This window comes from Sphingomonas sp. Leaf9 (assembly GCF_001421355.1).
Taxonomy (GTDB): domain Bacteria; phylum Pseudomonadota; class Alphaproteobacteria; order Sphingomonadales; family Sphingomonadaceae; genus Sphingomonas.
In genome coordinates, this window is sequence record NZ_LMKC01000005.1 from 268453 (window position 1) to 294944 (window position 26492).

The window sequence follows — 26492 nt, forward strand, 5'->3', positions numbered from 1 at the left end:
TTTGGCCGAAAAACCGTTATTTTTCAACGACCCGTCACGCGCGACGCTCGCGCCCCGACCGACTTGCCCTACCCGCTGTTACGCAGCGCCGTCGCGATCGCATTGATCGACAGCAATATCCCCTCGCCGATCCGTGCATCGGCCTCGCCCGCACGGTGACGCTTGAGCAGTTCGATCTGCAACAGGTTCAGCGGCTCGATATAGGGCGTGCGCAGCCGGATCGACGCCTCCAGCGCCGGGCTTTTCTCCAGCAGCCGGGTCTGGCGCGTGACCGACAGCAGCCCGTCATGCGTCGCCTGCCAGCCGTCGCGGATACGTCCGAAGATCGCCTGCCCCAGCGCCCTGTCCTCGACCAACCCGGCATAGCGCGCCGCGACGTCCATGTCGGACTTGGCCAACACCATCTCCATATTGGCCAGCGTCGCGGCGAACAGCGGCCATGCGCTCGCCATCTCGCGCAGCAGCCCCTTGTCCTCGAACCCGGTCAGCGCCGCGCCGACGCCGTACCAGCCCGGCAGCATGATCCGCGCCTGTGCCCAGCTGAACACCCACGGGATCGCGCGCAGATCCTCGATCGCGTCGGACTTCTTCCGGCTGGCCGGACGCGACCCGATCTTCAGGCCGGCGATCTCGGCGATCGGCGTCGCCTGGCGGAAGAAGGTCGTGAAGCCTTCGGTGCCGTAGACGAGGCCGCGATAGGTCTTGAACGCCGTATCCGACAGCGCGTCCATCGCCGCGGCAAAGCGCGCCGCATCGGCCGGCGACAGCGTTTCCGGCTCTAGGCTGGCGAGCAAGGTCGCCGACGTCATCGCCTCTAGGTTCGTGACCGCACTGTCGCGGGTGCCGTATTTCGCGGCGATCACCTCGCCCTGTTCGGTGATGCGGATGCGGCCCTGCACCGTGTCGTGCGGCTGCGCCCGGATCGCGGCGAACGACGACCCGCCGCCACGCCCGACCGCACCGCCGCGCCCGTGGAACAGCTGCATCCCGATGCCGGCCTCCTCGAACACCGGCGCCAGCGCGGTCGAACCCTTCGACAGCTGCCAGGTGGAGGTAAGATACCCGCCATCCTTGTTCGAATCGGAATAGCCGATCATCACTTCCTGGTGCCCCCGCCTCCGCGCGATCGCGGCGACCTCGGGCAGCGCCAGCCACTTCGTCATGATCTCCGGCGCGGCCTCCAGATCGGCGACCGTCTCGAACAGCGGGATCGCCATGATATGCGCCTGCGGCTCCGCGCCCGGCACGTACAGCCCCGATTCCTTCAGCAGCAGATGGACTTCGAGCAGGTCCGACACCGACTGCGCCATCGACACGATGTAATGGCGGATGCACTCGCGGCCGTAGCGGGCATGGGCGGCGGCGGCTTCGCGCAGGATCGCCAGTTCGGAGGCGGTCTGTTCCGAATATTCGGCATAGGGGCTGACCAGCGGGCGGGGGCTTTCCAGCTCGCGCCGCAGCAGCGCGACCCGCGCGTCTTCGTCCAGCGCCTGGTAATCCGCCTCGACCCCGGCGACCTGCAGCAGCTCGGCGACGACGCTCTCATGGATCACGCTGTTCTGCCGCATGTCGAGCGTGGCGAGGTGGAAGCCGAACGTCTCGACCGCGCGGATCAGGCGCCCCAGCGCCCCGCCGGTCGACAACGGGCCATTGCCCTCCTGCACCAGCCCGCGCGCCAGCGTCGCCAGATCGGCGCGGAACGCCGCCGGATCGGCATAGGGCTCGCCGGTCAAGTTACCCGGACGCGGCGCGACCTTGCCAGTCAGTTTCTGATGCGTCGCGGCGAGGCGCGCATAGACACCGCTGATCGCGCGACGGAATGGTTCGTCGGCGCGGCTGAGCGCATTGTCGCCGCTCTTGTCGGCCAGCGCCGCGATCGCGTCGTCCACCGCGACATGCTCGGTCGAAATCGACAGTTCCGCGCCCAGGCTGTGCAGCTGATCGAGATAATAGCCGAGCACCGCCTCCGCCGCCTTGGCCAGCGCCAGGCGCATTGCCGGCGCATCGACGAACGGATTGCCGTCGCGGTCGCCGCCGATCCAGCTGCCGGGCTTCAGGAACGATGGCGGCCGCTCGCCCAGCACGCGCTCCCACCGGGCGTAGAGCGCGGGCAGCGTAGGGAGGAAGATGTCGCGCAGATAGCTGAGCGCCGTCTCCACCTCGTCCGCGACATACAGCCGCTCACGCCGCAGCACGCGGGTCTGCCACAGCAGCGCGATCTGGCGCAGGATCGCCTCGTCCACCCGGTCGCCTTCCGGCGTCTCGTCGCGACCCTGATCCTTCAACGCCAGCAGGTCGGCGATGCGGTTCTTGTGGTCGATCATCGACTTGCGCCGCACCTCGGTCGGGTGCGCGGTCAGCACCGGCGCGATCAGCGCGTGGTCGAGGAGCGCCCGCACCGCATCCGCGCCGATCCCCTCGGCCTTCAGCTTTTCGATCGCGGTGGCGACGTCCGCGCCGGGCTCGGCGGCGATGCCCTGCCGGTCCTCGGCCAGGTTGGCGAGCATCGAGAACAGCATGAACCCGCGCACGAACGCGATCGTGTCGTCGAGGCTGAGGCTGTCGAGCCCCAGGTCGATCCCGTCCGCCCCCGCGACTCCGCGATGCCGGTCGACCGAGGTGGAGCGGATATGCTCGATCCGCTTGAACAGCGCGTCGCCGCCATAGGTGCGGATGACATCGCCCAGCAGCCGGCCGAGGAAGCGGATGTCGGGATTGTTCGTGATGGGGGGCAGAGTCGTCATGGGGACACTTGCTGCAATGCGGCAGGATTTCGGTCAAGGCACGATGTCGCGGGTGGCCTAAACCCCGGCCATCGCGTAGATCGCATGGCGCTGCGAGTGTTCGCGGCGAACCGTTCGAGGGAATTGACCGATGCCGACGCCGATGACTGCCTGGTGGCAGATCTGGACCGATGCCGCGCGCACCGGGCTGCAATTCTGGGAAACCATGGCCGCCTCCGCCGTGGTGATCGACCGGCGGATGCCGATGATCGATGCTGGGATGCGCAATCCGTGGACCGCCGATCATGTCGAACTGACCGGCATGGTCACCGAAAAGGCGACGGCCTTTGCCAAGGCGGGCGATTCGCTGGCCCACGACATGGCCGCGATGCAGACGCTGTGGTTGCAGGTGATGCAGGACGCCTGGTCGATCGGTACCGCCGGGCGGATGCCGACGGCGGGCAAGATGGCGGCGGGCAGCGACCGCGCGATGCGGCTGGCGGCGGGGATGATCGGCGCCGGCGGCCGCGCGCTGACCCCGATCCATGCCAGGGCGACGGCGAATGCCAAGCGACTCGGCACCCGAAAAAAGTGAGCGGGCGCTCACAAAGAATTGAACCGTTCGCCCTGCGTAACGTTTAGCCGATCGATCCAGGGTCCATCGACGAGCCACGCCATCCCGAAACCTCTGCCCCGTGCGTTACTTTCGCCAGTCGAGGACCGGCCAGCCCCGCTTGCGCGCCAGCGCCTTCAGCGGGGCGTGGGCGTTGACCGGGAACGGCTCGTCGGCCCATTCGAACACCGGCGCGTCGGACACATGGTCGCTGTAGAAGCGCACGCCCACGTCGCCGCGCGCGATGCCGCGCCCGGCCGCCCATGCCTCGATCGCGCGCAGCTTGGCCACGCCGTAGCAATTCTCGCCATCGATCCGCGCCAGCACGTTGCCGCCCTCGCCCCGCGCCGTTTCGGTCGCGATCACCGCGTCGAACCCCAGCAGGTTCGCGATCTCCTGCGCATAGAATCGGTAGGACGCGGTGGCGAGGACCAGCATCCGCCCCTCCGCCCGATCCGCCTCGATCCGCGCCCGCGCGCCGTCGAGCAGGCCGGTCGCGACCGTCGCCCGGGCAAAGGCGCGCGCCGTTTCGATCAGCCGCGCATCGGGCACTGCGCGCCCCAGCACCAGGCGGTGGGTCAGTTCCTTCAACCGGTCGCGGCCATAGAATTTCAGGGCATAGCCGGCGACCGCGATCCCCGCGATCGGCAGCAGCCACAACGCACCCCGGCCGCGTTCCTTCAACGCATGGCGCAGGAACGGCGTCCACGTCGCGACGCGGGTGATGGTCTTGTCCATGTCATAGATGGCGAGGTCGGGATGGCCCATATGCCTTGCGCGTACCACCTTGCCGCGACGCCGCAAATCGCCGATGAGGGGTGCCGATGAGCGCTTCCGCCGATTTTTCGCACGACCGGGCCGATGACGGGGGCGTCCTGCGCTTCACCGGCGACCTGTCGCTGGCCCATGTCGGCGACCTGCCCGAACGGCTGAACGCCGTCGACGGGCCGGTCAACCGCATAGACCTGTCGCGGGTCGACCGGATCGATACGGTCGGCGCGTGGCTGATCCACCGTTTCGCCCGCGACCGCGACGTCACGATCGACGGGCTGAGCGACGACAGCCGCCACCTGTTCGATCAGGTCGCCGCCGCCGACGATCCCGTCGTCCGCAAGGACAAGGCGCTCAGCCCGCCCTTGCGCGTACTGGAGGAAATCGGCGACGCGGTATCGGGCAGCGGGCGACAGTTGCTCGGCCTGCTCGGCTTCATGGGCGCGACCGTGATCGCGTTCGGCAACGTCCTGCGCCATCCGCGCCGCTTCCGCTTCAACGCGACGGTGCAGCGGTTCGAGGTCGTCGGCGTCTCCGCGCTCGGCATCATCGGGCTGATGAGCTTCCTGATCGGGATGGTCATCGCGCAGCAGGGCGCGGTGCAGCTGCGCCAGTTCGGTGCGGAGGTGTTCACGATCAACCTGATCGGGCGGCTGACCTTCCGCGAGCTGGGCGTGCTGATGACCGCGATCATGGTCGCCGGGCGTTCCGGATCGGCGTTCGCGGCACAGCTCGGCACGATGAAGCTGACCGAGGAAATCGACGCGATGCGCACCATCGGCGTGTCGCCGATGGAGGCGCTGGTGTTGCCGCGCGTCATCGCCGCGATCGTGATGATGCTGCTGCTCGGCTTCTACGCCTCGATCATCGCGATCATCGGCGGCGGACTGCTCAGCTGGGCGCAGCTCGGCATTCCGCCGATCACCTTCGTCACCCGTATCCGCGAAGTCGTGCCGATCACCGACCTCTATATCGGCATCATCAAGGCGCCGGTGTTCGGTGCGATCATCGGCATCGCCGGCTGTTTCCACGGCATGCAGGTCGAAAGCGACGCCGAACAGGTCGGCAATCGCACGACGGCGGCGGTGGTGCAGGCGATCTTCCTCGTGATCGTGCTCGACGCGTTCTTCGCCATCTTCTTCGCATGGATCGGCTGGATATGAGCGACGACAACGACGCCATCATCCGCGTGCGCGGCCTGAAGAACGTGTTCGGCGATCAGGTCATCCACGACAATCTCGACCTCGACGTGCGGCGTGGCGAAATCCTCGGCGTGGTCGGTGGGTCGGGCACCGGCAAGTCGGTGCTGATGCGTTCGATCATCGGGTTGCAGACCCCGGCGGCCGGCACGATCGAGGTCTTCGGCGAGAACACGATCGGCCGCGAGGAAACCGAAGCGACCGAAATCCGCAAGAAATGGGGCGTGCTGTTCCAGGGCGGGGCGCTGTTCTCCACGCTGACCGTCGCCGAAAACGTGCAGGTCCCGCTGAAGGAATTCTACCCGAAGCTGAAGCCTGCGCTGCTCGAGGAAATCGCCGGGTACAAGGTCGTGATGACCGGCCTGCCCGCCAATGCCGGCCCGAAATATCCGAGCGAATTGTCGGGCGGCATGAAGAAGCGCGCCGGCTTGGCGCGCGCCCTCGCGCTCGACCCGCAGCTGCTGTTCCTCGACGAACCGACCGCCGGCCTCGATCCGATCGGCGCGGCGGCGTTCGACGACCTGACCGCCTCACTGCAAAAGACGCTGGGGCTGACCGTCTTCCTCATCACCCATGACCTCGACACGCTGCACGCCATCTGTGACCGGGTGGCGGTGCTGGCGGACAAGAAGGTTATCGCCGTCGGCACGATCGACGAACTGCTCGCGCTGGATCACCCGTGGATCCAGGAATATTTCAATGGACCCCGTGGCCGCACCGCGACCGATGCGCAGGATCGCATCGCCCAGGCGCGCGACCACAACCGCGATACCGGCACCGATCCGGTGTCGCCGCAAGCCCAGAGGCGCTGATGGAAACCCGGTCGAACCATGTCCTTGTCGGCGCGGTGGTGCTGATCCTGCTGACCATGCTGGCGCTGTTCACCGTGTGGCTCGCCCGCGTCGGCGGCGGTCATGAAAAGGAATATGACGTCTTCTTTAAACAAGGCGTCGATGGCCTTGCCAAGGGGTCGCCCGTGTCCTTCTCCGGCGTGCCGGTGGGCCAGGTCGAGGATATCGCGTTGTGGCCGAAGGACCCGCAGTTCGTCCGCGTCCGGCTGAAGGTGAAGGAAGAAACTCCGGTCCTGCTCGGCACGACCGCGACGATGGTCGGCAGCTTCACCGGTGTCTCGACGATCACGCTGGACGGCGCGGTTAAGGGCGCTCCGCCGATCGCCTGCCCCGAAGCGAACCCGGAACAGGTCTGCCCGATGGGCGTGCCGGTGATCCCGCCCAAGGCCGGCGGCGTCGCCGCGCTGCTCAGCTCTGCGCCGCAGCTGCTCGAACGCGTCACCACGCTGACCGAACGGCTGGCCGACGTGCTGTCCGATCGGAACCAGAACTCGATCGCCGCGATCCTCGACAGCACCAACCGGCTGACCGACGCGCTGGCCGATCGTGGGCCGGAAATCGCCGCGACGCTGGCCGAAACCCGCATCGCGATCCAGCGCGCGGGCGTCGCTTCGCAGCAGATCGGCGATCTGGCCGCGACGACCAACGGCGTGCTGTCGCAGGACATCAAGCCGACGATCCAGCAGCTCAACCGCACCATCGCCAGCGCGCAGAAGAGCGCCGACACGCTGAACGACGCGATCGGCGATGCGAAACCGGGGCTGCAGGCGTTCAGCAAGCAGACGATCCCGCAGGTGAACCAGCTGGTCGGCGACCTGCGCGCGATGACCGGCGCACTCGCCTCGGTCGCGGAAAAGGTCGATCAGGGCGGCGCGACCGCGCTGGTCGGTCGCTCGAAGCTGCCCGACTACGACCCCAAGAAGAAGTGATGCGGACAAGGATGAGGGCCCCCATGAAGAAGCTGTCGGTTCTGCTACTCCTGCCGCTGGCGGCCTGTATCCGCTTCGGGGCGGAACCGCCGCCTGCGCTGCTGACGCTGACGCCCGCCGCGCCGATCGCCGCCGGGCAGACGCAGAATTCGGCCGCCGCGCGTTCGATCACGGTACAGGTGCCGGTCGTGCCGCAGGAACTGGCCGTGACCCGCGTGCCGGTGCAGTCCAGCCCGACGACCATCGCCTATGTGAAGGAAGCGCAGTGGGTCGAACCGCCTGCGCGTCTCTTCGCCCGACTGCTGTCGGACACGCTGACGTCGCGCGCGAACATGGTGGTGCTGAGCCCGCGTCAGGGCTTCACCGATCCGGGCGCGCAGCTGTCGGGCGAGCTGCGCGAGTTCGGCATCGATGCCAGCCGCAACGAAGCGGTGGTCGTGTATGACGCGACGTTGCAGCGGGTGAACGCCACGACCTTCGAAAAGCGTCGCTTCGAATCGCGCGTACCGGTGACCGCGATCGACGCGAACAGCGTCGGCCCGGCCATCAACCAGGCCGCGAACACCGTCTCCGCCGCCGTCGCCGACTGGGTGCGGGGCTAAGGCTACCCTAGATGGCGCTGCATAGCTGGCTGTTGTTCCTGGCGGCCGTGGTCGTGCTGTGCGGCACGCCCGGCCCCAACATGCTGCACGTCCTGACGCGTAGCGTGGCGCTGGGCTGGCGCGGCAGCCTGCCGGCGATGGCCGGGTGCCTCACCGCGCTGGTGGGGGTGCTGGCGGCATCGGCGGCCGGCCTGACCGCGCTGTTGACCGCCGTGCCGGGTCTGTTCGACGTGCTGCGCTATGCCGGCGCGGCGTATCTGGCGTGGCTAGGCTTGCGCGCCTGGACGGCCAAGGCGTCGCCGGCGGATGCGATGCCGACCGACCTGCCCCGCGCGCACCTGTTCCGCGGCGGCTTCCTGGTCGGGATCAGCAACCCCAAGCTGCTGCTGTTTGCGACCGCGTTCCTCCCGCAGTTCGTCGATCCCGCCCGGCCGCAGGCGCCGCAGTTCGCGATCCTCGTCGCGACCTTCGCGGTGGTCGAATGCCTGTGGTACGCCGCCTATGCGCTGGGCGGCAGTTCGATCGCCCGCCACCTGACCCGCCCGCGCGTCCGCCGCTGGTTCGACCGCGCGACCGGCGGAATCTTCCTGGGGTTCAGCGCCGCGCTGCTCGCCTCGCGCGCCTGATCGTCAGGCGGCCGGAGCCTTACGCACCGGCGGCATCGCGTTGCACACGTCCGCCCCGCCTGCCGGCACCGTGAAGAACGGCGGCTCGCGATTTTCCCGCCCGCGCAGCCACGCCGCGAACCGCGCATTGTCGGCCGCGCGATATTGATAGTGCGGCCGCGCGGCGGCGGGCAGATCGTTGGCCAGCCGCACCGACAGGATCGGCGTCGGCACCTGGTCCGGCGCGTAAAAGCCCATATTGCCCGTGCCGCGCGGCAGCGAGGACAGATATTCCATCCCCTCGATCACCCGCCCGACCAGCGCGATATTGCGGTCGAGGTGCCGGGGCGCATGGCCGATCACCGTATAGAGTTCCGCCCCGCTGCCGGTGCTGGGCGCCATGTCGCGCCCGACGCCGACCATCGCATAGCAGTGCGTCAGCCACGCGCCCTTGCCGTCCCCCGCCACCGGCCAGCCATCGGCGCTGTGCCCGCTTTTCGCCGCATAGGGATCGGGCCGGGTCATCCGCGTTACCGCATCGTAGCGTGGGGTCACATACTCCGCCGGCGGATTGGCGACGACGCCAGCGGGCAGCGGCTTCTTCTCGGTCACGTCGCCCCATTGCGCGACATAATTGTCCTGCACGCGATAGACCGAGGTACCATCCCACCAATGCGCCAGCGCCAGCTTGCGCAGATTGGCGACATGCACCGGCGCATAGCGCGGGGCCAGCCGGATCACGACCCGTTTGCCACCATCGAGCGTCATCACCATCAGTTCGTCGTCGGGAATGGCGCGCCAGTCGGCCTCGACCGGATCGGCCGGGCCGGGCGGCGGCGGGGCGACGGCCGGCGTGGCGGATTGAAGCAGGGCGGCGATCAGCGAGACGAAGGTCATGGGCGTATCGTGGCACGCATTCCGCGCATCCCGCAACTGCCGCTTGCACGAAATCCCGCCGGGCCCTAGGGAACCCACCTTCCGGCAATGCGGAGCGGTGGCCGAGTGGTCGAAGGCGCTCGCCTGGAAAGTGAGTATACGGCAAAACCGTATCGAGGGTTCGAATCCCTCCCGCTCCGCCAATTACCCCACGGAAAACTATCCTTTTCCCGCAAGAAGCCTGACTTGCACCTTACCCGGATCGCGTATTGGTCCGCGTGAGCCCGGGTTACCCGATCCCGAGGGTTATGAACGTCGCGATCTGATCCTGCCGCTATCGCGCGCGCTGCTGCGGCACGAATTCCTCCAGCACCGCCTTTTCCAGCAGGTCGGGCGGGAGCAGCCCCTGCCGCAGCAGGAAATCGTTGAACGCCAGCCGGTCGAATTTCGGCCCCAGCGCCAGCTCGGCCTCGATCCGGATGCGCAGCAGGCGGGTATAGCCATAGAAATAGCTGCCCGCCTGCCCCGGCGCGCGCGAGGTGTAGCGCTCGATCTCCTGCTTCGCCATCGCGGGCGACGTCACCACCTGTTCGAGCAGGATGCGCCGCGCCTCGTCTCGGGAGATCAGGCCGAGGTTGAGCATCGGGTCGAGGAACGCGCGCGCCGCGCGCAGCAACCGCGCCTGATACGCCATCAACTGTCCCTCGACCGGGTGATAGGGCAGCGCCTCCGCCTCGGCATAGAGCGCCCATCCCTCCACGTTCACGCTGTTGAAGGCATAGAGGATGCGCGCCTGCGACACCCCGCCCTCCAGCATCGCCGAGAATTGCAGCTCGTGGCCCGGCCGCCCTTCGTGCGCGCTGACCGTCCATTGCGCGGCGGGGAAGTTGAAATCGTCATAGACCGCCTCCGGCCCCTTGCCGGGCACCCCCACCGGCAGAACGAAGGTGCCATATTCACCCTTGTTGTTGAGCAGCGGTGGCGGTTCCATGTGCGGCGCGGGTGACGCGGCCGATTCCGCCGCGCTCGCCAGCCGCATCTTCATCGCCCGTTCCGGCAGGGTGACGATGCGTTCGCGGCGGATCGCGCCTTCGATCGTGCGGTTGACCGCGGCATAGCTCGCCTCGATCCGGTCGTCGGGGATGCTGCCGCGCTTCAGCTGGCGGATGATGTCGACATAGCTGCCCGCCGCCAGCCCCTTCTCGGCGACGCGCGGTGCCAGCGCGATCATCGCGGCGCGCGTCTCGGCGAATTCCACCTGTGCCTGCGCGATCAGCGTGCGGGGGTCGATGTCGATGCCGAACTGCTTCAGCCGGAACGCATAGACCTCTGGCGGCAACCGGGGATCGGTGCGCGCGATCGGCAGGATCGTCGCCTTCGTCCATGCGGTGTAGTCGGCGATCTGGGTGTTCAGCCGGACCAGCGCCTTGTCGGCACCGGCCACCTTGTACTGCGCGAACAGCCGGGCAATGCCATCGGCATAGGTGCCGGCATTGGCGATGGCATTGTCCACCGCCACCTTGTCGGGGCCCAGCAGTCCGGGCGCGCGCGATTCGTCGAAACGCTGCTGCGCCAGATCGGTCAGCGGCGTGGTGCCCGGCCAGTCGCCGACATAGCGCCGCAGCAGCTCGACCGCCTTGGCCCGCCGGTTCGGCGCGACCTGATCGTCGAGCAGCCCCTTGATCCCGTTGAACATCGCCTGCGGCGCATCGGTCCAGTTCAGGAAGTATCTGCGCCGCAGCCGCACCCCCTCCAGATCGTCGGACACCGACTGGATCAGGATGTCGAGGTCCTGGGCGATCCGCGCATCCCGCTCGGCGGCGCGGCGGCGCTTCAGCTCGGCGATCACCGCCGTCAGCGCCTCGCCACGGCGTTCGTCGCGCCGGGGGGCCAGGTCGCTGGCCAGCCCGTCATAGGCCGACAGCCCGTTGGCCGACGCGTCCTCCGGATCGAACTTCGCCTGCGCTGCCAGGACCAGCGCGGTACTGCGGTTGCTGGCCGCCACCCAGTCGGCACCCTGCGCGACCGGGGCCGGCGGCGCGGCCTGCACCGTCGCCGCACCCGTCATCAGCGCGGCACACACCGCAATTCGTACCAGCCTGCCCATCACCGCCCCCTTGTCTGAACCATCAGGCTATGCGGTGGCGCGGCCGCTGTCAGCAGCAAAGTCCTGGCCCTAGCGGCTCCCCGTCGAACCGATTGCGGCCGAGCCGCGCCCGCCCTATCGTCGGCACCGGGAGAGGAAGCGAGGAAACGGGCCGCTGTACGACGATCACGTCCTTCTCGATCTATATGCGGCGGCAGAGTCGGAGGCGCGTTGGACGCCGATGCTCGATGCGCTGTGCAGCGCGCTGTCGGTGCGCAGCGCCGTGGTGCAGATCGTGCAGGAATCGGCCTCGTCCAGCTGGGAAGCATGGACCAGCCGCGATTCGCATTCGACCCGCCACGCCGAACGGCACGACAGCTGCCTCAACCGTCCTGACAGCCCGCGTTTCCAGCTGCTGCCCGGCCATGTCCCGCATGTCGAGATTTCGAGCGACCAGCGCAGCTTCGGCACGCGGCCCGACCTGATCGACGACCTGCGCGGCCGGACGGATCGGGCGGGACTGGGCATCGGGCTATGGGCATCCTTCCCGATCGGTGGCGACCGGACCTTCAGCCTGATCCTGCATCGCCATCCCGGCGACATGCGCGACCTGACCGACGAGGAGGAACGCGACCTGACACGGCTGCTGCCGCATCTGCAACAGGCGGTGCGGCTGAACGCGCGGATCGGGTCGCTGCAACGCCGGGCCGACACGCTTGGGGCGGTGTCGAGCCATGTCCATGCCGGGTTGCTGCTGTGTGATGCCGACCTGACCGTCGACTGGTGCAACGCGGCGGCGATCGAGGTGCTGGCGTGCACGTCGCTGATCGCGCGGGTCGCCGGACGGCTGCGCTGTGCCCGGTCGCATGACGGCGAACGGCTGCGCGATGCGGCACAGGCGGTGGCACGCGGTGCCGCGCGCGTCGGGCGGGTGGTGCTGATCGGAGACGACGGCGCCAGCCTGCACCTGCGCATCGTTCCGACCGCCGATGCCGTCGGCACGTCGCCCGCCGGGACCGATGGCGCGGCGCTGGCGGTGATGCTGTCGCTGCCCGACAGCCGTATGCAGTTCGACGTCGACGACGTTGCCGCGCTGTTCGACCTGTCCCCGGCGGAGGCGCGGCTGACCTCCGCGCTGGCGGGCGGCGCGTCGATCACAGAATATGCCGCCACACGCGGCATCGCCACCGGCACCGCGCGGGTCCAGCTGAACCGCATCCTGTCGAAGACCGGAACCCAGCGGCAGGCCGATCTGGTGCGCGTCGTCCACGGCTCCCCCGCGCGGCGCAGCATCACCGCACCATAAAGCTATGCTATATATCAAATGAGAGTCGCGGCGGCCGCGCGACCCGCCTTACGCTCTGTCCATGATCGCAGCGACCGTCCGGTTACGCCGGGACACGGATCGCGCGACATGGGGAGAGGTTCATGCGCAAGTCGTTCGTTCGCCTGTTGTCCGCCGCCGCCCTGCTGGCCGCGATGCCCGCCACCGCGCAGCAGGTGCTGCCGCCCCCGCTCGCCAGCGGCGCGAAGTCCGACGTGCCGGTCGCGGTGCAGATCGCGCGCTGGCACATGCTCGACGGCAATATCAATACGCTGACGTTCCGCAGCATGGAGACGCTGTTCACCACGCGCACCGTCGCGCACAGCGGCCCGGTCTGGCAATTGCCGCGCGCCGACCATGCGCTCGACTTCACCTATCAGGTGAAGGGCCAGGCCGTCCGTGCCGACGATTTCCTCGAACGCACCTATACCAACGCGCTGCTGGTGATGAAGGACGGGCGGATCGTCTCCGAAACCTATCGCAACAACAGCAACGAACGCACCCGCTTCATGGGCTGGTCGATGACGAAATCGGTCACCTCGACGCTGGTCGGCGCACTGCTGGCGGACAAGCTGATCGCCTCGCTCGACGATCCGATCACCCGCTACCTGCCCGAACTGCGCGGTGGCGGCTATGACGGCACGACCATCCGGCAAATCCTGCAGATGCGGTCAGGTGTCGATTACGAGGAACGCTACGACTTCGCCAATCCGGGGATCGCGGCGACCAACCACATCAATGCGCTGGTCAAGAACGTCGCACGCTTCGCCGATGCCGCGCGCACCATCAAACGCGCCCACCCGCCGGGCAAGGTGTTTGCGTACAAGACGATCGATACCGCCGTGCTCGGCTGGCTGGTCGAACGCGTGTCGGGCGGCAGTGTCGCGGCCTATACCGCGCGCAAGCTGTGGGAACCGTTGGGGACCGAGGCGGACGGCTTCTACATCATGGACGGTGCGCCGGGCACGGGCCGCGAATTCAGCGGCGCGGGCTTCAACGCGACGCTGCGCGACTGGGCGCGCTTTGGCCAGATGATGCTGGATGGTGGCGTCGCCAACGGCCACCGCATCGTCTCCCCGGAATGGGTCGCCATGGCCAGCGCCCCGGCCGCGACCGAGGATGCGACCGGCGGATACGGGATGCAGTGGTGGACCATGCCCAACACCCCCGCCTATTCGGCGATCGGGTTGCAGGGGCAATATGTCTTCGTCGACCCCGCGACGCGCACGGTGGTGGTGAAGCTCAGCTATTTCCCGCCCGCCGACGACAGCGCCGCGTCGGAGGAGACCGCCGCCTTCCTCGCCGCCGCGTCCGCCTGGACGCCGCGCTGAGGGCGAGACGCCCCCACGACCCGACAACGACATAAAACAGGGGAGAGGACATGACCATTCGCACGAAGGCCGCGATCGCGCTGCTGCTCGCATCGACCGCCGCGCCGGCATGGGCGCAACAGGCACCGCCGCCACCCACCACCACCGATACCGCCGCCGAGGAAGACCAGCTGCAGGACATCGTGGTCACTGCGCAGCGCCGCACCGAACGGCTCCAGACCGCGCCACTGTCGGCGACCGCGCTCGACGCCGACGCGCTGACCAAGAACGCCGTCACCAACCTCGCCGACCTGCAGACCGCGACGCCTGCATTGTCGGTATCGAACGGCGGCATCATCCAGAACGTCAATATCCGCGGCATCGGCCTGGCCAGCGACAGCCCCAACGTCACCGCCGGCGTCGCAACCTATGTCGACGGGCTGTTCCAGCCGCCGATCGTGCAGGCGAACAGCTTCTACGACCTGGGCAGCGTAGAGGTGCTGCGCGGGCCGCAGGGGACATTGGTCGGGTCGAACTCGACCGGCGGCGCGATCTTCATCAATTCGCGCAACCCCGATCTGGCGGGCGGCGTCGGCGGCTATGCCGAGGTCGGCTATGGCAATTTCGACGCGGTGGCCGCCGAAGGCGCGCTGAACCTGCCGATCGGCCAGACGCTGGGCGTGCGCGTCGCCGGCTTCTATCGCCGCCACGACAGCTATTACCGCGACACCGGGCCGTTCGCGAACGATGCCGGCCGGCTGGACGAAAAGGGCGGGCGCGTCACCTTGCTGTGGCAGCCGGGCAGCTTTTCGGCGACGGCGAAGGTCAGCCTGAACGACCGCGATACCGGCGGCTATCCCTATCGCCCGATCCCCGGCACCCGCTTTGCCCCGTTCCGGCTCGGCGATATCCGCACCTTGAGCTTCGACACGCCGACCGGAAACCGCGACCTCGCCTTCCAGGCCGGGCTGGAACTGCGGCAGGAGTTGGCGAACGGCATCGTCCTGCGCTCGGTCAGCGGGTATCAGAACAAGCGGATCCGGAACCTGCTCGACATCGACGGATCGCGCGCGCCGCTCTCCGCCGGCGGGGAGATTTCGCAGGACTATTCCGCTGGCGAAAAGCAATATAGCCAGGAAATCAACATCATCTCGCCGACCGACGGCGCGTTCGACTGGATCGTCGGCGGCTATTTCCAGCGCAACGATATCACCGTCCGCATCCTGCAAAGCGAGGGCGGTTTCCCGACCGACATCACGCCGATCAACCATCGCACGACCAAGGGCGTGTTCGCGCAGGGCAATTACCAGATCACCGACGCGCTCGAATTCCAGCTCGGCGGACGCTATTCGACCTACAAGGCGACCGGCACCGGTTTCGTCACCATCGGGCGCGGCGTTCCGGGTTTTCCTGCCGGCGGCCTGCCCGTCGCCGACCTGTCGGGATCGCATGACGATGCCCGCTTCACCGGCAAGGCGGCGCTCAACTGGAAGCTCGACGCCGATAATTTGCTCTATGCGCTGGTCGCGCGCGGGTACAAGCCGGGCGGGTTCAATTCGACGACCTCCGAATTCGATCCCGAAACGGTAATGAGCTACGAAGCCGGCTGGAAATCCAGCTTCTTCGGCGAACGCATCCGCACCCAGCTCAGCGCCTTCTATAATAAATACAAGGGGTTCCAGTTCAACGTCGTCGAACCCAGCACCGGCTTTTCGGGCGTCCAGAACATCTCCGACGTGACGATCAAGGGGTTCGAGGCACAGCTACAGGCACGCGTGCGGGGGTTCGGGTTCGACGCCAATGTCGCCTATGTCGATTCCAACCTTGCCAGCGTAACCTTCGTCAACACCCGCAACCTGCCCGCCGGCACGCTTGGCCCGCAATGCCCGGCCGGGACCGCCGCCAACCCGCCGGTCTGTTTCGACTATGCCCCCTTCATCCAGGTGTCGGGCGACGGCCCCAATCTCTATGCGCCCGAATGGACCTATAATCTGGGCGTCGACTACCGGATCGAGGTCGGCGGCGGCGCTACGCTGACCCCGCGCGTGAACTATGCCTATGTCGGGCCGCAATTCACCTATCTGGCCTATTCATCGATCAGCGACCGCATCGCCGGGCGCGGCCTGTTGTCGGCGCTGCTGACACTCGACATGGGCGATTGGCAGCTGACCGCCTATGGCACCAACCTGACCGACAAGAACTATGTCAGCGGCCAGTTCAACCTGAACGAATTCTATGGCCCGCCGCGCGAATATGGCGTGCGGGCACGGATCACGTTCTAGCGCCAGATAGCGCTCCCCCTTCCCACGCGGAAAGGGGGAGCCGGGCCGCCGCCCCCGCAAAACACTGGACCCGACCGGCGTAAGCATCGAAAGGCGAAAGCCGACGCCGACCGTTGGGGGACAGATTGATCGTGAGCAGCATCTACACGCTTCGGCTGCAATGCCCCGACCGCCCCGGACTGGTGGCGCGGGTCGCCGGTTTCCTCGCGGAGCGCGGGGCCAATATCGTGGATGCGCAACAGTTCGACGATGCGCTGTCCAGCCGCTTCTTCATGCGTGTCGCCTTCACCCCCGGCGAGGACGGATCGATCGAGCGGCTGCGCGCCGAATTCGATCCGATCGCCACGGCCGCCGACATGCAATGGTCGCTGCGCGATCAGGCGACGCCAAAGCGGGTGCTGCTGATGGTGTCCAAATGGGACCATTGCCTCCTCGATCTGCTGTATCGCACCCGGCTGGGCGAATTGCCGATGGAGGTGGTGGCGATCGCGTCCAACCATCCGCGCGACGTGCTGCACGGCGCGCTGATCGACGGCATCCCGTTCCACCACCTGCCCGTCACCCGCGAGACGAAGGCCGCGCAGGAGGCGCAGGTCCAGCGGCTGGTCGACGACACCGGTGCCGACCTGGTCGTGCTCGCCCGCTATATGCAGATCCTGTCCGACGATCTGGCGGCGTTCCTGTCGGGCCGCTGTATCAACATCCACCACAGCTTCCTGCCAGGATTCAAGGGCGCCAAACCCTATCATCAGGCGCATGCCCGCGGCGTGAAGATGATCGGCGCGACCGCGCACTATGTCACCGCCGATCTGGATGAAGGGCCGATCATCCATCAGGACGTCGAACCGATCAGCCATGCCGACACGCCCGACGATCTGGTGCGCAAGGGCCGCGACATCGAACGCCGCGTGCTGGCCGAAGCGGTGCGGCTGCACCTGAACGACCGAGTGTTTCAGAACGGCGCGCGCACGGTCGTCTTCCACGGCTGAACCCGGCGGTTTCATCGGCGCGGGATGCGACCTACATCCCGCCCATGTTGCAGACGCTGATCGTCGCCGGGCGGGATCGCCATCGGTTGCAGGAAATCGCACAGGTCGCCACGCGCTTCGGCATCGGCGTCCTTGCGGCACGGTTCGGGCTGGGGACCGATGGGGCAGATGGCGATCCCGCCGATCTCCCCCGCCGTACGCGGCTGGCGCTGGAGGCGTTGGGGCCGACCTTCGTGAAGCTCGGCCAGATCCTCGCCACGCGCGGCGACCTGTTGCCGCCGGACTGGATCGCCGAATTCGAACGGCTGCATAGCAGCGCGCCGACGCTGCCGTTCGCCGATCTGCGCGACGCGGTGGAGACGGCATTGGGTGAACCGCCCGAAACCGCGTTCGCGAGCTTCGACCCGAACCCGCTTGCCGCCGCGTCGATGGCGCAGGTCCACCGCGCCATGCTGCAGGACGGGCAAGCGGTCGTGTTGAAGATCCGCCGCCCCGGTATCCGCCCCCGGATCGAGGCCGATCTGCGGCTGATCGCGCAAGGAGCAGCTCTAGCCGAACGGGCCAGCGCCGACACACGACGGTTTCAGCCGGTCGCGCTGGTCCGCGAACTGGCCGCCGCGATGCTCGACGAGTGCGATTTCACCAACGAAGGGCGCAACGCCGACCGGCTGCGCGCCGACTTCGCCGGCGATCCGCGCGTCGTCGTGCCGACGATCCACTGGCAATACACGTCCGACGCGCTGCTGGTGATGGACTATGTCGACGGGGTGCGCCCGACCGACCCGGCATCGCTGCGCGCCGCCGGCATCGATCCCGCCGCCATCGCCGCGCTGGGCGCGGACGTCGTGCTCGACATGGTGCTTATCAACGGCCGCTTCCATGCCGATCCGCATCCCGGCAACCTGCTGTGCCTGCCCGGCAACCGTATCGCTCTGCTCGACCTCGGCATGATCGGTCATGTGTCGCCGCGCCGACGCGAGGAATTCGTCGGGTTCGTCCAGGCGTTGCAGCGCGGCGATCCCGCCCTACTGGCCGACATCCTTGGCGCGTGGTCGGCGGGAGCCGGCGTCGCGCCTGAAGCCGTTTGCGGTGCCGCCGACCGGCTGGTCGCGCGCCATGGCGGACAGCTCGTCCTGCGCGCGATCGTCACCGACCTGCTGACGGTGATGCGCGAAACCGGACTGGTCATGCCCAGCGACCTGCTGCTGATCTTCAAGGCGCTCATCACCATTGATGGCGTGCTGGCGACGATCCAGCCCGATTTCGACCTGTCGGCGGCGCTGCGGCGCGCCAGCCTGCGCATCGTGCGGGCGCGGCTGTCGGCGGACCATTGGGGTCCGGTCGTACAGGGGCTGGCATGGGAGCTGGGCCGGATCGGCGACGATGCGCCGCGCCTGCTGCGGCTGCTGGTCAGGCGGCTGGAGGCGGAACCCGTCGTGCCGGTCGCGGTGCAGCCCGACCGGGCGGGACCGCGCTGGATCGCCGCCGCGATACTGGCCGGGGCGACGCTGATCGCCGCCGCCGGCCTGCTGGGGTGACGCAGAGGACAGCCCCCGCGTCGCCCGGTCAATACATGTGCTGGCCGCCGTTGATGCTCAGCGTCGAACCGGTCACGAAACCGCCCTCTTCCGAACACAGGAACGCGACGCCGCGCGCGATCTCGCTCGCCTGGCCCAGCCGCCCGACCGGGATCTTCGCCACGATCTTTTCCAGCACGTCGGCCGGCACCGCCGCCACCATGTCAGTGTCGATATAGCCCGGCGCAATCGCGTTCACCGTGACCCCGAAGCGCGCACCTTCCTGTGCCAGCGCCTTGGTGAAGCCGTGGATGCCCGACTTCGCGGCGGCATAGTTCACCTGGCCATACTGACCGGCCTGCCCGTTGATCGACCCGATATTGACGATGCGGCCCCATTTGCGGTCGCGCATGCCGGGGAAGGTCGCCTTGGCGAGGTTGAAGCACCCGCCGAGGTTCGTGCGGATGACCTCGTCCCACATGTCGTAGGTCATCTTCAACAGCGTGCCGTCGCGGGTGATGCCGGCATTGTTGACGACGATATCGACCGGGCCGAGTGCTTCCTCGATCGCCTTCACGCCGGCCTGCGTCGCTTCGAAATCGCCCACGTCGAACTTGAACGCGGCGATGCCGGTGCGCTCAGTGAACGCCTTCGCCTTTTCGTCATTGCCGGCATAGTTGGCGGCGACGGTGACGCCCATGTCCTTGAGCGCAAGGCTGATCGCCTCACCGATACCGCGCGTGCCGCCGGTGACGATCGCTACCCGTGCCATGCATTCTCTCCTACGAACGTTTCGACCCTGCTAGGCCGGGTCAATCCATCCCGCAAGTTCGCGCGCGATAATGTTGCGCAACATTTTATTGCCCGTGGCTTCGGCATTCAGGCACGGAAGATACGCGAAATTGGTCCCGCCGGCTTCCTCGAAGCTTTCCTTGCCGCGGATCGCCAGTTCCTCCAGCGTCTCCAGACAGTCCGCCGAAAAGCCCGGCGCAAAGATCGCCACCCGCCGCTTGCCGGCCTTCGCCAGTTCGACCAGCGTGTCGTCGGTGGCCGGGCCGAGCCACTTGGCGGGGCCGAAGCGCGACTGGAAGGCGACGGTCAGCGGGCGGCCAAGCGCCTCTTGCACCAGCCGCGCGGTCTTCTGGCAATGGCAGTGATAGGGGTCGCCGAGTTGCAGCGTACGCATGGGCATGCCGTGGAAGCTCGCGACGATCGCATCGGGTTCGAAATCGAGCTTCGCCAGATCCTCCTTCAGCGTGGCGGCCAGCGCGTCGATATAGAGCGGATCGTCATAATAGGGCGGCAGGGTGCGGATCGCCGGCTGCCAGCGCAGTTTCGCCAGATGGGCGAATGCCTTGTCGTTGGCGGTCGCGGTCGTCGCTGCGCAATATTGCGGATAGAGGGGGGCCAGCAGGATGCGGTCGCAGCCTTGTTCGCGTAAGTGTTCGATCCGGCTGGCGATCGACGGGTTGCCGTACCGCATCGCCCAGTCGATCACGACGCCGTCACCGAACGCGCCCTGCATCGCGTCCGACTGTGCGCGGGTGATCGCGGCCAGCGGCGATCCGCGCTCGCTCCACACCTGTTGATAGGCGTGCGCCGACTTCTTCGGCCGCGTGTTCAGGATGATGCCGCGCAATATCGGCTGCCACGCGATCGCCGGAAGCTCGACGACCCGCCGGTCGGACAGGAATTCGGCCAGATAGCGCTTCACCGATCGCGGGGACGGATCGTCGGGCGTGCCGAGGTTCATCAGCAATACGCCGACGCGGCGCTTCGGGGTGACGGGGTGATTCGACGGGCGTTCCATGGGGCGGGTTAACGCGCAGGCGACCGCTTCGGGGCAAGTGGTATTTTGGGGCAGGTCGCGCCTACCCCAGCAGCGGCAATGACCGATAGCGCCGCCCGGTCGCGGCATGCAGCGCATTGGCGATGGCCGGCGCCACCACCGGCACCGCCAGCTCGCTGACGCCCCCCGGATCGGCATCGGAATCGACGATCTCGATCATGATCTCCGGACTATCGGCCAGACGCGGCAGGTTCAGGCCCCCAAAGCCCCGCACGTTTGGCAGGTTCGCCTCGAACCCGGTCGACGCGCCGGTGGCCATCGCCATGCCGAACAACAGGCCCCCTTCGATCTGTTGCCGCACCAGATCGGGGTTGATGACCCGCCCGCAATCGACCGCGACGACCAGCCGGTCGACCTTCACCCGTTGGTCGTCGCCGATATGCGCCTCTGCCATGCAGGCGATCGCCGATCCGCGCATCCGGTGGCAGGCGATGCCCTGCGCGCTGCCCGGCACCCCGCCCTGCCACCCGCCCATCGTCGCGACGGTCGACAGGCAGCGGGCCAGCGCCACGTCGCCGCCCAGCATCGCAATGCGGAACGAATGCGCCTCCATCCCCGCAAAACCCGCCAACTCGTCGAGGAAGCATTCGGTGAAGAACGCGGTATAGCTATGCGCGCCCGAGCGCCACCAACCGGCGGGCAGGCCCAGTTCGGCCGGGTGATGATCGACCGCCAGATTGGGGATGCCATAGGCCGGCACCGCGCCATCGGTCGCCATCGCATCGCCCCGGTCGCCCGGCAATGCCATCGCCAGCGACGCGGCAACATCGCCGCCCAGCAGCAACCGCGCCAGATCGCGGCCGGTGCGCGGCGCGGCAATCTGCGCCCGCCAGCCCATGATCGCCCCGCCCCGCCCCAGCCGCGCCGTCATCCGTGCGGCGGCGGGCGCACGGTAGCGGTCGGCCAGGCAATCCTCGCCGCGCGACCAGCTGAGCTGCACCGGCTTTTCCAGCTTGCGCGCCAGCACCGCCGCCTGTTCGGCGACCCGGTGGTCGAGGTTCGCGCCGAACGATCCCCCGGCGATGGCCGGGTGCAGCACCACCTGCTTTTCGGAAATGCCGATCGCGCGCGCGGCGGCGGCGCGGGCCAATGTCGGCGCCTGCGTCGGCATCCACAGCGTCAGCGTGCCGTCATTCCATTCGGCCGTCGCACTGGTCGGCTCGATCGCACCGTGCAGCGCCGCGCCGACACGGTATGTCGCGGTCTGCGTCCGGCCGCCCGCGAACGCCGCGTCGATATCACCCGCCTCGTGCACCCGCGCGCCCTCGCCTGCCAAGGCGGTGTCGAGCGCGGTCGCGATTGATGCGTCGTCGACCAGCCCGTGCGTTTCGAAGCGCGGCGCCATCGCATCGACTGCGCGATTGGCCGCCCACCATGTCGTGCCGGCCGCGGCGACCCACCGGTCGGTCTCAACCACGCTCACCACGCCAGGCACCGCATCGGCCGCCGCCTTGTCGACGCTCAGCAGCCGCGTGTCGCCGATCGGCCCCTGCCGGATCGACGCGAACACCATGCCCGGCCGCCGGACATCGGCGGCAAAGGTCGCGCTGCCATCGACCTTGGCCGGCGCGTCCAGCCGGGGCTGCGCCGTGCCGACCAGCCGCTTTTCCTCACCGATGCGGTAGGGCAGTTCACCGCCCGGCAGGCTTTCCTGCGCCGCCGCCGCCGCCAGCACGCCGAACCGTTCGCGCCGGTCACCCATGACCACGAAGCCGTCGGCGGTCCCGCAACTGCGCCAGTCCCCGCCCCAGCCGCGCGCCGCCGCCTTGCACAGCAACACCCGCGCCGCCGCTCCCGCTTCCCGCAGCGGGGCTTCGAACCGGCGGATCGAGGTCGACCCGGCGGTCAGCATCAGCGCGGTACGCTCGGCATGCGCCGCCCGCGTCGCGGCCGGCAGCAGCGCGAGCGCATCGCCGAACAGGATGCCGGCGGCCAGCGGATTGGCATAGAGCGGGTTGATCGGCGCGGCCTCGACCGCAACCGTGCGCCAGTCCGCGCCCAGTTCGTCGGCAACGATCTGCGGCAGGGCGGTATAGACCCCCTGGCCATGTTCGGCCTGCGGCACCGCGACCGTAACCTGCCCGTCGGCACCGATCTTCAGATAAGGGCCAAAGATGCTCTCCCCCTCCGCCGCCGCCAGATTGACGCCGTACCGGCGCGGCCACAGCCCCCAGGCGACGATCAGACCGACCCCGGCACCACCGCCGATCAGCAGGTTGCGGCGGGTGATACGGGGGGTGGTCGGTGCGGCCATGCGCGGGGTCGTAGCAAATCCTCCCCGGCGGGGGGAGGGGGCGTGGGCTTCGCGGGTTACGTCGCGAACCCTCCGCCCCAAGCGTCACCCCGGGCTTGACCCGGGGTCCCGCTGCTTCTTCCACGATCGGCGCGGTTCAATCGTCGGATCGTCATCGACCTGAAGTTCCCGCTCCTCCAACAACGGTCGGAAAAGAAGCGGGACCCCGGGTCAAACCCGGGGTGACGCAGCGTTGCGGGTATTAGAACCCCTTACGCCGCCTTGCCGCCCAGCAGTTCGGCCAGCTCGCCGCTCTCGTACATTTCCATCATGATGTCCGACCCGCCGACGAATTCGCCGCCGACATAGAGCTGCGGGATGGTCGGCCAGTCCGAATAGGCCTTGATCCCTTGGCGGATGCCCTGATCCTGCAGCACGTCGACGCTTTCGAACTGTGCGTTCAGGTGGTTCAGGATCGCCACCGCGCGGCTGGAAAAGCCGCATTGCGGGAACAGCGGGCTGCCCTTCATGAACAGCACCACGTCGTTGTTCTTCACCACCGCATCGATGCGGGCATGGGTATCGTCGGTCATCGTCTTTTCCTTTTGTGCCGCAAGGGCAATTCAATCCTGGGGAACGCCCGTGGTCAGTTGCAGCGCGTGCAGTTCGCCGCCCATCCGCCCGCCGAGCGCGGCATAGACCGCGCGCTGCTGCGCGATGCGCGGTAGCCCACGGAAACTCTCCGACACGACCCGCGCGGCATAATGGTCGCCGTCGCCGGCCAGATCGGTGATTTCCACCACCGCATCGGGAATCGCCGCCACGATCAGCGCCTCGATCGCCTGTGCCTCCATCGGCATCAGATGCTTCCCAGCAGCTGGCGACGCGCCTCGACGTCGCAATCGGCCATCGCTTGGCGGATGGCGGCATCGTCGCAATCGACCCCGGCGGCCGACAGGTCGGACAGGAGCTTGCGGATCACGTCCTCGTCGCCGACTTCCTCGAAATCGGCCTGTACGACCGAGGTCGCATAGGCATCGGTTTCGGCCGGGGTCAGCGCCATGCGCTCGGCGGCCCATTGGCCCAGCAGCTTGTTGCGCCGCGCCGTCACCCGAAACGCCATCTCGCCATCACGGGCGAATTTCGCTTCGAACGCACGCTCCCGGTCGTCGAACATCGTCATCGCATTCCCCTACTCGTCCCTCGGTTGCGAGATAGGATGCGACAGGGGCACGCGCAACGGCGCAGGTGTGGGGGGAAGGTGCGGGGCCTCGCCCGCCCTGCCGTCAGGGGACGACCACCAGCTTCCCGATGACCCGGCGGCCGGCAAGCGCCGCGATCGCCTCCCCCCCGCGCTCCAGCGGAAACGTCCCCGTCACGCGCGGCGCGATCTTGCCCTCGTCCCACAGCCGGAACAGCGTCGCGACATGGTGCCCGTTCGCCGCCGGATCGCGCATCGCGAACGCGCCCCAGAACACGCCGCACACATCGCAGCTCTTCAGCAGCGTCAGGTTGAGCGGCAGCTTCGGAATCCCCGCCGGAAAGCCGACCACCAGATAGCGCCCTTCCCAGCCGACGCTGCGCAGTGCCGGTTCGGCATAGTCGCCGCCGACCGGATCGAACACCACGTCCGCCCCCTGCCCGCCGACCGCCGCCTTGAACGCATCGGCCAGCGCCTTCGACGCGGCCTTGTCGAGCGGGGCGTGGGGATAGACCACCACGTCATCCGCCCCGGCGTCGCGCGCCGCCGCCGCCTTTTCCTCCGACGACACCGCCGCCACGACCCGCGCGCCGAACGCCTTGCCCAGCTCGATCGTGGCGAGGCCAACGCCGCCCGCCGCGCCCAGCACCAGCAGCGTCTGCCCCTCGGCCAACCGCCCTCGATCGAGCAGCGCATGGATCGCGGTGGCATAGGTCAGCAGCAGCGCCGCGCCGTCTTCGAAACTGCGGTTTGCCGGCAGGCGGTGGAGCGCAGCGGCCGGCACCGCCAGTTTCTCGACCATCCCGCCATGGCCGGTGACCGCGATCACCCGGTCGCCGACCGCCCAGCCGGCAACACCCTCGCCGACGCTGTCGATCACGCCCGCCACCTCGCCACCCGGCGCGAACGGCCGCTGCGGGCGAAACTGGTACTTATCCTCGATAATCAGGACGTCGGGATAGTTCACCGCGCATGCCCTGACGGCAAGGACGACCTGCCCCCGGCTCGCCACCGGATCGGCCAAATCGCCGATGGTCAGCGTGTCAGGTCCGCCCGGTTCCTTCGACAGCAACGCCCGCATCACCGCTCTCCTGATGGAGCCACGGTCGGGCCGCTGCCACGCCGGACTCATATTTCGAAATCGCGGTATCTTGTGCCAGCGTCATGCCGATCTCGTCCAGCCCTTCCATCAGGCACTGGCGACGAAACGGGTCAAGGTCGAAGGGGAAGCGATCCTGGTACGGCGTGGTGACCGTCATCGTCTCCAGATCGACCGCGATCGTGTCGTTTTCGGCCACCGCGACCAGCCGGTCGATCGCGTCCTGCGGCAGCACGACCGTCACGATCCCGTTCTTGATCGCGTTGCCGGAGAAGATGTCGGAAAAGCTCGGCGCGATCACCGCGCGCACGCCCATGTCAGTCAGCGCCCATGCGGCATGTTCGCGGCTGGAACCGCAGCCGAAATTCTCACCCGCGATCAGCACCGGCGCCCCGGCATAGCGCGGGTCGTCGAAGATATTGCCCGGTTCCGCCCGCACGCTTTCGAACGCGCCCTTGCCCAGCCCTTCGCGGGTCGTGGTCTTCAGCCAGTGCGCAGGGATGATGATATCGGTGTCGATATTCTTGGCGCCCCACGGATAGGCGCGCCCCTCGACCTTGGTGATCGGGTCCATCAGCGGGCCGATGCCGGAAACGCGGGCAGCTTGGCCACGTCGTTCGCTTCGTGTTGCAGGATCACGGTCGCCTTCACATTGCCCGCCAGTTGCTTGAACCGGTCGAGCGAGGCGAGCGTCTGCGCGCGATCGGTATTGAACGGCGGCACGCCATTCCGGTCATAGTTTTCGCGGAAATGCGCGAGGTCGCCCGACAACAGCACCGGTCCCTTGCCCTTCAGCAGAACCAGCAGCGCATGGTGCCCCGGCGTATGCCCCGGCAGGTTCAGCATGGTGACGCTGCCGTCGCCGAACACGTCCTTGTCCGCATCGACCGCCTCGATCTTGCCGCCGCCGCCGAACCACGGCTTCAATGGCTCCGTGCTGGTGCCGGGCTTGCCAGCGTTAAGCGCGTCGGCATCCGCCTTGCCGATCAGCAGCGTTGCGGCCGGAAAGCCCGCCGCCTGTCCGGTGTGGTCGAAATGATAATGGCTGATGCCGACGCGGCCGATCTGTTCGGGCTTCACCCCGATCTGCGCCAGCTGCTTCTTGATCGTTGTCGTCAGGATCGGCGACATCGCATCGGTATTGCTCACCGGCTTGCCGATCACCGCCTCGGGCAGGCCGGTATCCCACAACAGATAATCGCCACCGTGCCGGATCAGATAGCAGCTGGCGACCAGCCGCTTCTTCTGTCCGCTATAGGCGAGCGTATCGGAAAAGGCGTTGAGGTCGTTGACCTGCACGCCGCCGCAATCGAGCCGCCACAATTCGACATCGGCCAGCTTCGGGGCAGGCGCCTGCCCCATGGTCAGCACCAGCGCGGCGACCGCCGCAACCCGTGCGATCACTGCCGCGCGTCCGTCCGCTGCGGCGTGGT

Annotated in this window: 24 protein-coding genes and 1 tRNA gene; 12 read left to right on the top strand and 13 right to left on the bottom strand. The window is 67.9% G+C overall.

The annotated features are described in order from the left end of the window. Positions 1-68: 68 nt before the first annotated feature. Positions 69-2744: a phosphoenolpyruvate carboxylase gene (gene ppc / locus ASE58_RS15005; protein WP_055823011.1), complete on the bottom strand. Its 2676-nt coding sequence runs from the start codon at positions 2742-2744 to the stop codon at positions 69-71. A gap of 130 nt (positions 2745-2874) precedes the next feature. On the opposite strand from ppc, the gene ASE58_RS15010 reads away from it, so the two are divergent. Beyond that, complete coding sequence (locus tag ASE58_RS15010; protein ID WP_055823012.1) at positions 2875-3318, top strand: hypothetical protein; 444 nt, start codon at positions 2875-2877, stop codon at positions 3316-3318. A 105-nt stretch (positions 3319-3423) separates the two neighbouring features. Here the strand turns inward: ASE58_RS15010 and ASE58_RS15015 are convergent, their stop codons facing one another. After that, positions 3424-4104, bottom strand: a complete 681-nt coding sequence (locus ASE58_RS15015; RefSeq protein WP_055823016.1) for an HAD family hydrolase — start codon at positions 4102-4104, stop codon at positions 3424-3426. A gap of 56 nt (positions 4105-4160) precedes the next feature. On the opposite strand from ASE58_RS15015, the gene ASE58_RS15020 reads away from it, so the two are divergent. Genes ASE58_RS15020 through ASE58_RS15040 form a run of 5 tightly spaced genes read left to right on the top strand, consistent with a single transcriptional unit; the run spans position 4161 to position 8314 of the window. Further along, entirely contained in the window at positions 4161-5270 is a 1110-nt protein-coding gene (locus tag ASE58_RS15020; RefSeq protein ID WP_055823018.1) for an ABC transporter permease, read from the top strand. Next, the gene (locus ASE58_RS15025) at positions 5267-6118 is read left to right on the top strand and encodes an ABC transporter ATP-binding protein (protein ID WP_200909380.1); all 852 of its coding nucleotides are present in this window, start codon (positions 5267-5269) and stop codon (positions 6116-6118) included. Before ASE58_RS15020 ends, ASE58_RS15025 begins: the two co-directional genes overlap by 4 nt. After that, the gene (locus ASE58_RS15030; RefSeq protein WP_055823024.1) at positions 6118-7086 is read left to right on the top strand and encodes an MlaD family protein; all 969 of its coding nucleotides are present in this window, start codon (positions 6118-6120) and stop codon (positions 7084-7086) included. The genes ASE58_RS15025 and ASE58_RS15030 overlap by 1 nt, the downstream gene beginning before the upstream one ends. Before the next feature lie 23 nt (positions 7087-7109). Beyond that, positions 7110-7688 carry an ABC-type transport auxiliary lipoprotein family protein gene (locus tag ASE58_RS15035; protein WP_235513641.1) on the top strand — a complete coding sequence of 193 codons (579 nt, stop codon included), beginning with the start codon at positions 7110-7112 and terminating at the stop codon, positions 7686-7688. Positions 7689-7699: 11 nt separating this feature from the next. After that, complete coding sequence (locus ASE58_RS15040; protein WP_055823031.1) at positions 7700-8314, top strand: LysE family translocator; 615 nt, start codon at positions 7700-7702, stop codon at positions 8312-8314. A 3-nt stretch (positions 8315-8317) separates the two neighbouring features. On the opposite strand, the gene ASE58_RS15045 is transcribed toward ASE58_RS15040, so the two are convergent. After that, complete coding sequence (locus ASE58_RS15045) at positions 8318-9190, bottom strand: peptidylprolyl isomerase (RefSeq protein WP_055823034.1); 873 nt, start codon at positions 9188-9190, stop codon at positions 8318-8320. A 91-nt stretch (positions 9191-9281) separates the two neighbouring features. Here ASE58_RS15045 and ASE58_RS15050 point away from each other — a divergent pair. Further along, positions 9282-9372: transfer RNA gene (locus ASE58_RS15050), tRNA-Ser, on the top strand. 131 nt (positions 9373-9503) lie between these two features. Here ASE58_RS15050 and ASE58_RS15055 read toward each other — a convergent pair. Further along, positions 9504-11276, bottom strand: a complete 1773-nt coding sequence (locus ASE58_RS15055) for a DUF885 domain-containing protein (RefSeq protein ID WP_055823037.1) — start codon at positions 11274-11276, stop codon at positions 9504-9506. A gap of 220 nt (positions 11277-11496) precedes the next feature. On the opposite strand from ASE58_RS15055, the gene ASE58_RS15060 reads away from it, so the two are divergent. From ASE58_RS15060 to ASE58_RS15080, 5 genes are all read left to right on the top strand, one after another. Continuing rightward, positions 11497-12561: a helix-turn-helix transcriptional regulator gene (locus ASE58_RS15060; protein WP_055823039.1), complete on the top strand. Its 1065-nt coding sequence runs from the start codon at positions 11497-11499 to the stop codon at positions 12559-12561. A 122-nt stretch (positions 12562-12683) separates the two neighbouring features. Further along, positions 12684-13910, top strand: coding sequence for a serine hydrolase domain-containing protein (locus tag ASE58_RS15065; protein ID WP_082468095.1), 1227 nt, complete (start codon positions 12684-12686; stop codon positions 13908-13910). 50 nt (positions 13911-13960) lie between these two features. Further along, positions 13961-16171, top strand: a complete 2211-nt coding sequence (locus ASE58_RS15070) for a TonB-dependent receptor (RefSeq protein WP_055823042.1) — start codon at positions 13961-13963, stop codon at positions 16169-16171. A 131-nt stretch (positions 16172-16302) separates the two neighbouring features. Further along, positions 16303-17160: a formyltetrahydrofolate deformylase gene (gene purU, locus ASE58_RS15075; RefSeq protein ID WP_055823577.1), complete on the top strand. Its 858-nt coding sequence runs from the start codon at positions 16303-16305 to the stop codon at positions 17158-17160. A gap of 44 nt (positions 17161-17204) precedes the next feature. Beyond that, positions 17205-18698: an ABC1 kinase family protein gene (locus tag ASE58_RS15080; RefSeq protein WP_055823046.1), complete on the top strand. Its 1494-nt coding sequence runs from the start codon at positions 17205-17207 to the stop codon at positions 18696-18698. Between the two features lie 28 nt (positions 18699-18726). Here the strand turns inward: ASE58_RS15080 and phbB are convergent, their stop codons facing one another. The 9 genes from phbB to ASE58_RS15125 all read right to left on the bottom strand — a co-directional run bounded on the left by phbB (position 18727) and on the right by ASE58_RS15125 (position 26460). Then, positions 18727-19449: an acetoacetyl-CoA reductase gene (gene phbB / locus ASE58_RS15085; RefSeq protein WP_055823049.1), complete on the bottom strand. Its 723-nt coding sequence runs from the start codon at positions 19447-19449 to the stop codon at positions 18727-18729. 30 nt (positions 19450-19479) lie between these two features. Further along, the gene (gene hemH, locus ASE58_RS15090; RefSeq protein ID WP_055823052.1) at positions 19480-20487 is read right to left on the bottom strand and encodes a ferrochelatase; all 1008 of its coding nucleotides are present in this window, start codon (positions 20485-20487) and stop codon (positions 19480-19482) included. 61 nt (positions 20488-20548) lie between these two features. Then, on the bottom strand, positions 20549-22780 hold the full coding sequence (locus ASE58_RS15095) for a xanthine dehydrogenase family protein molybdopterin-binding subunit (RefSeq protein ID WP_055823057.1): 2232 nt from the start codon (positions 22778-22780) through the stop codon (positions 20549-20551). A 251-nt stretch (positions 22781-23031) separates the two neighbouring features. Continuing rightward, positions 23032-23352 carry a Grx4 family monothiol glutaredoxin gene (gene grxD / locus ASE58_RS15100; RefSeq protein ID WP_055823060.1) on the bottom strand — a complete coding sequence of 107 codons (321 nt, stop codon included), beginning with the start codon at positions 23350-23352 and terminating at the stop codon, positions 23032-23034. A 30-nt stretch (positions 23353-23382) separates the two neighbouring features. Then, on the bottom strand, positions 23383-23619 hold the full coding sequence (locus ASE58_RS15105) for a BolA/IbaG family iron-sulfur metabolism protein (protein WP_055823062.1): 237 nt from the start codon (positions 23617-23619) through the stop codon (positions 23383-23385). Further along, positions 23619-23942 (bottom strand): DUF1476 domain-containing protein, encoded by a 324-nt coding sequence (locus ASE58_RS15110; protein ID WP_055823065.1) that lies wholly within the window; start codon positions 23940-23942, stop codon positions 23619-23621. The genes ASE58_RS15105 and ASE58_RS15110 overlap by 1 nt, the downstream gene beginning before the upstream one ends. A gap of 103 nt (positions 23943-24045) precedes the next feature. Then, complete coding sequence (locus ASE58_RS15115) at positions 24046-25041, bottom strand: NADPH:quinone oxidoreductase family protein (RefSeq protein ID WP_200909381.1); 996 nt, start codon at positions 25039-25041, stop codon at positions 24046-24048. Next, positions 25004-25633 carry a 3-isopropylmalate dehydratase small subunit gene (leuD, locus tag ASE58_RS15120; protein ID WP_055823068.1) on the bottom strand — a complete coding sequence of 210 codons (630 nt, stop codon included), beginning with the start codon at positions 25631-25633 and terminating at the stop codon, positions 25004-25006. The genes ASE58_RS15115 and leuD overlap by 38 nt, the downstream gene beginning before the upstream one ends. Then, positions 25633-26460 carry an N-acyl homoserine lactonase family protein gene (locus ASE58_RS15125; protein WP_055823584.1) on the bottom strand — a complete coding sequence of 276 codons (828 nt, stop codon included), beginning with the start codon at positions 26458-26460 and terminating at the stop codon, positions 25633-25635. Before ASE58_RS15125 ends, leuD begins: the two co-directional genes overlap by 1 nt. Positions 26461-26492 lie beyond the last annotated feature (32 nt).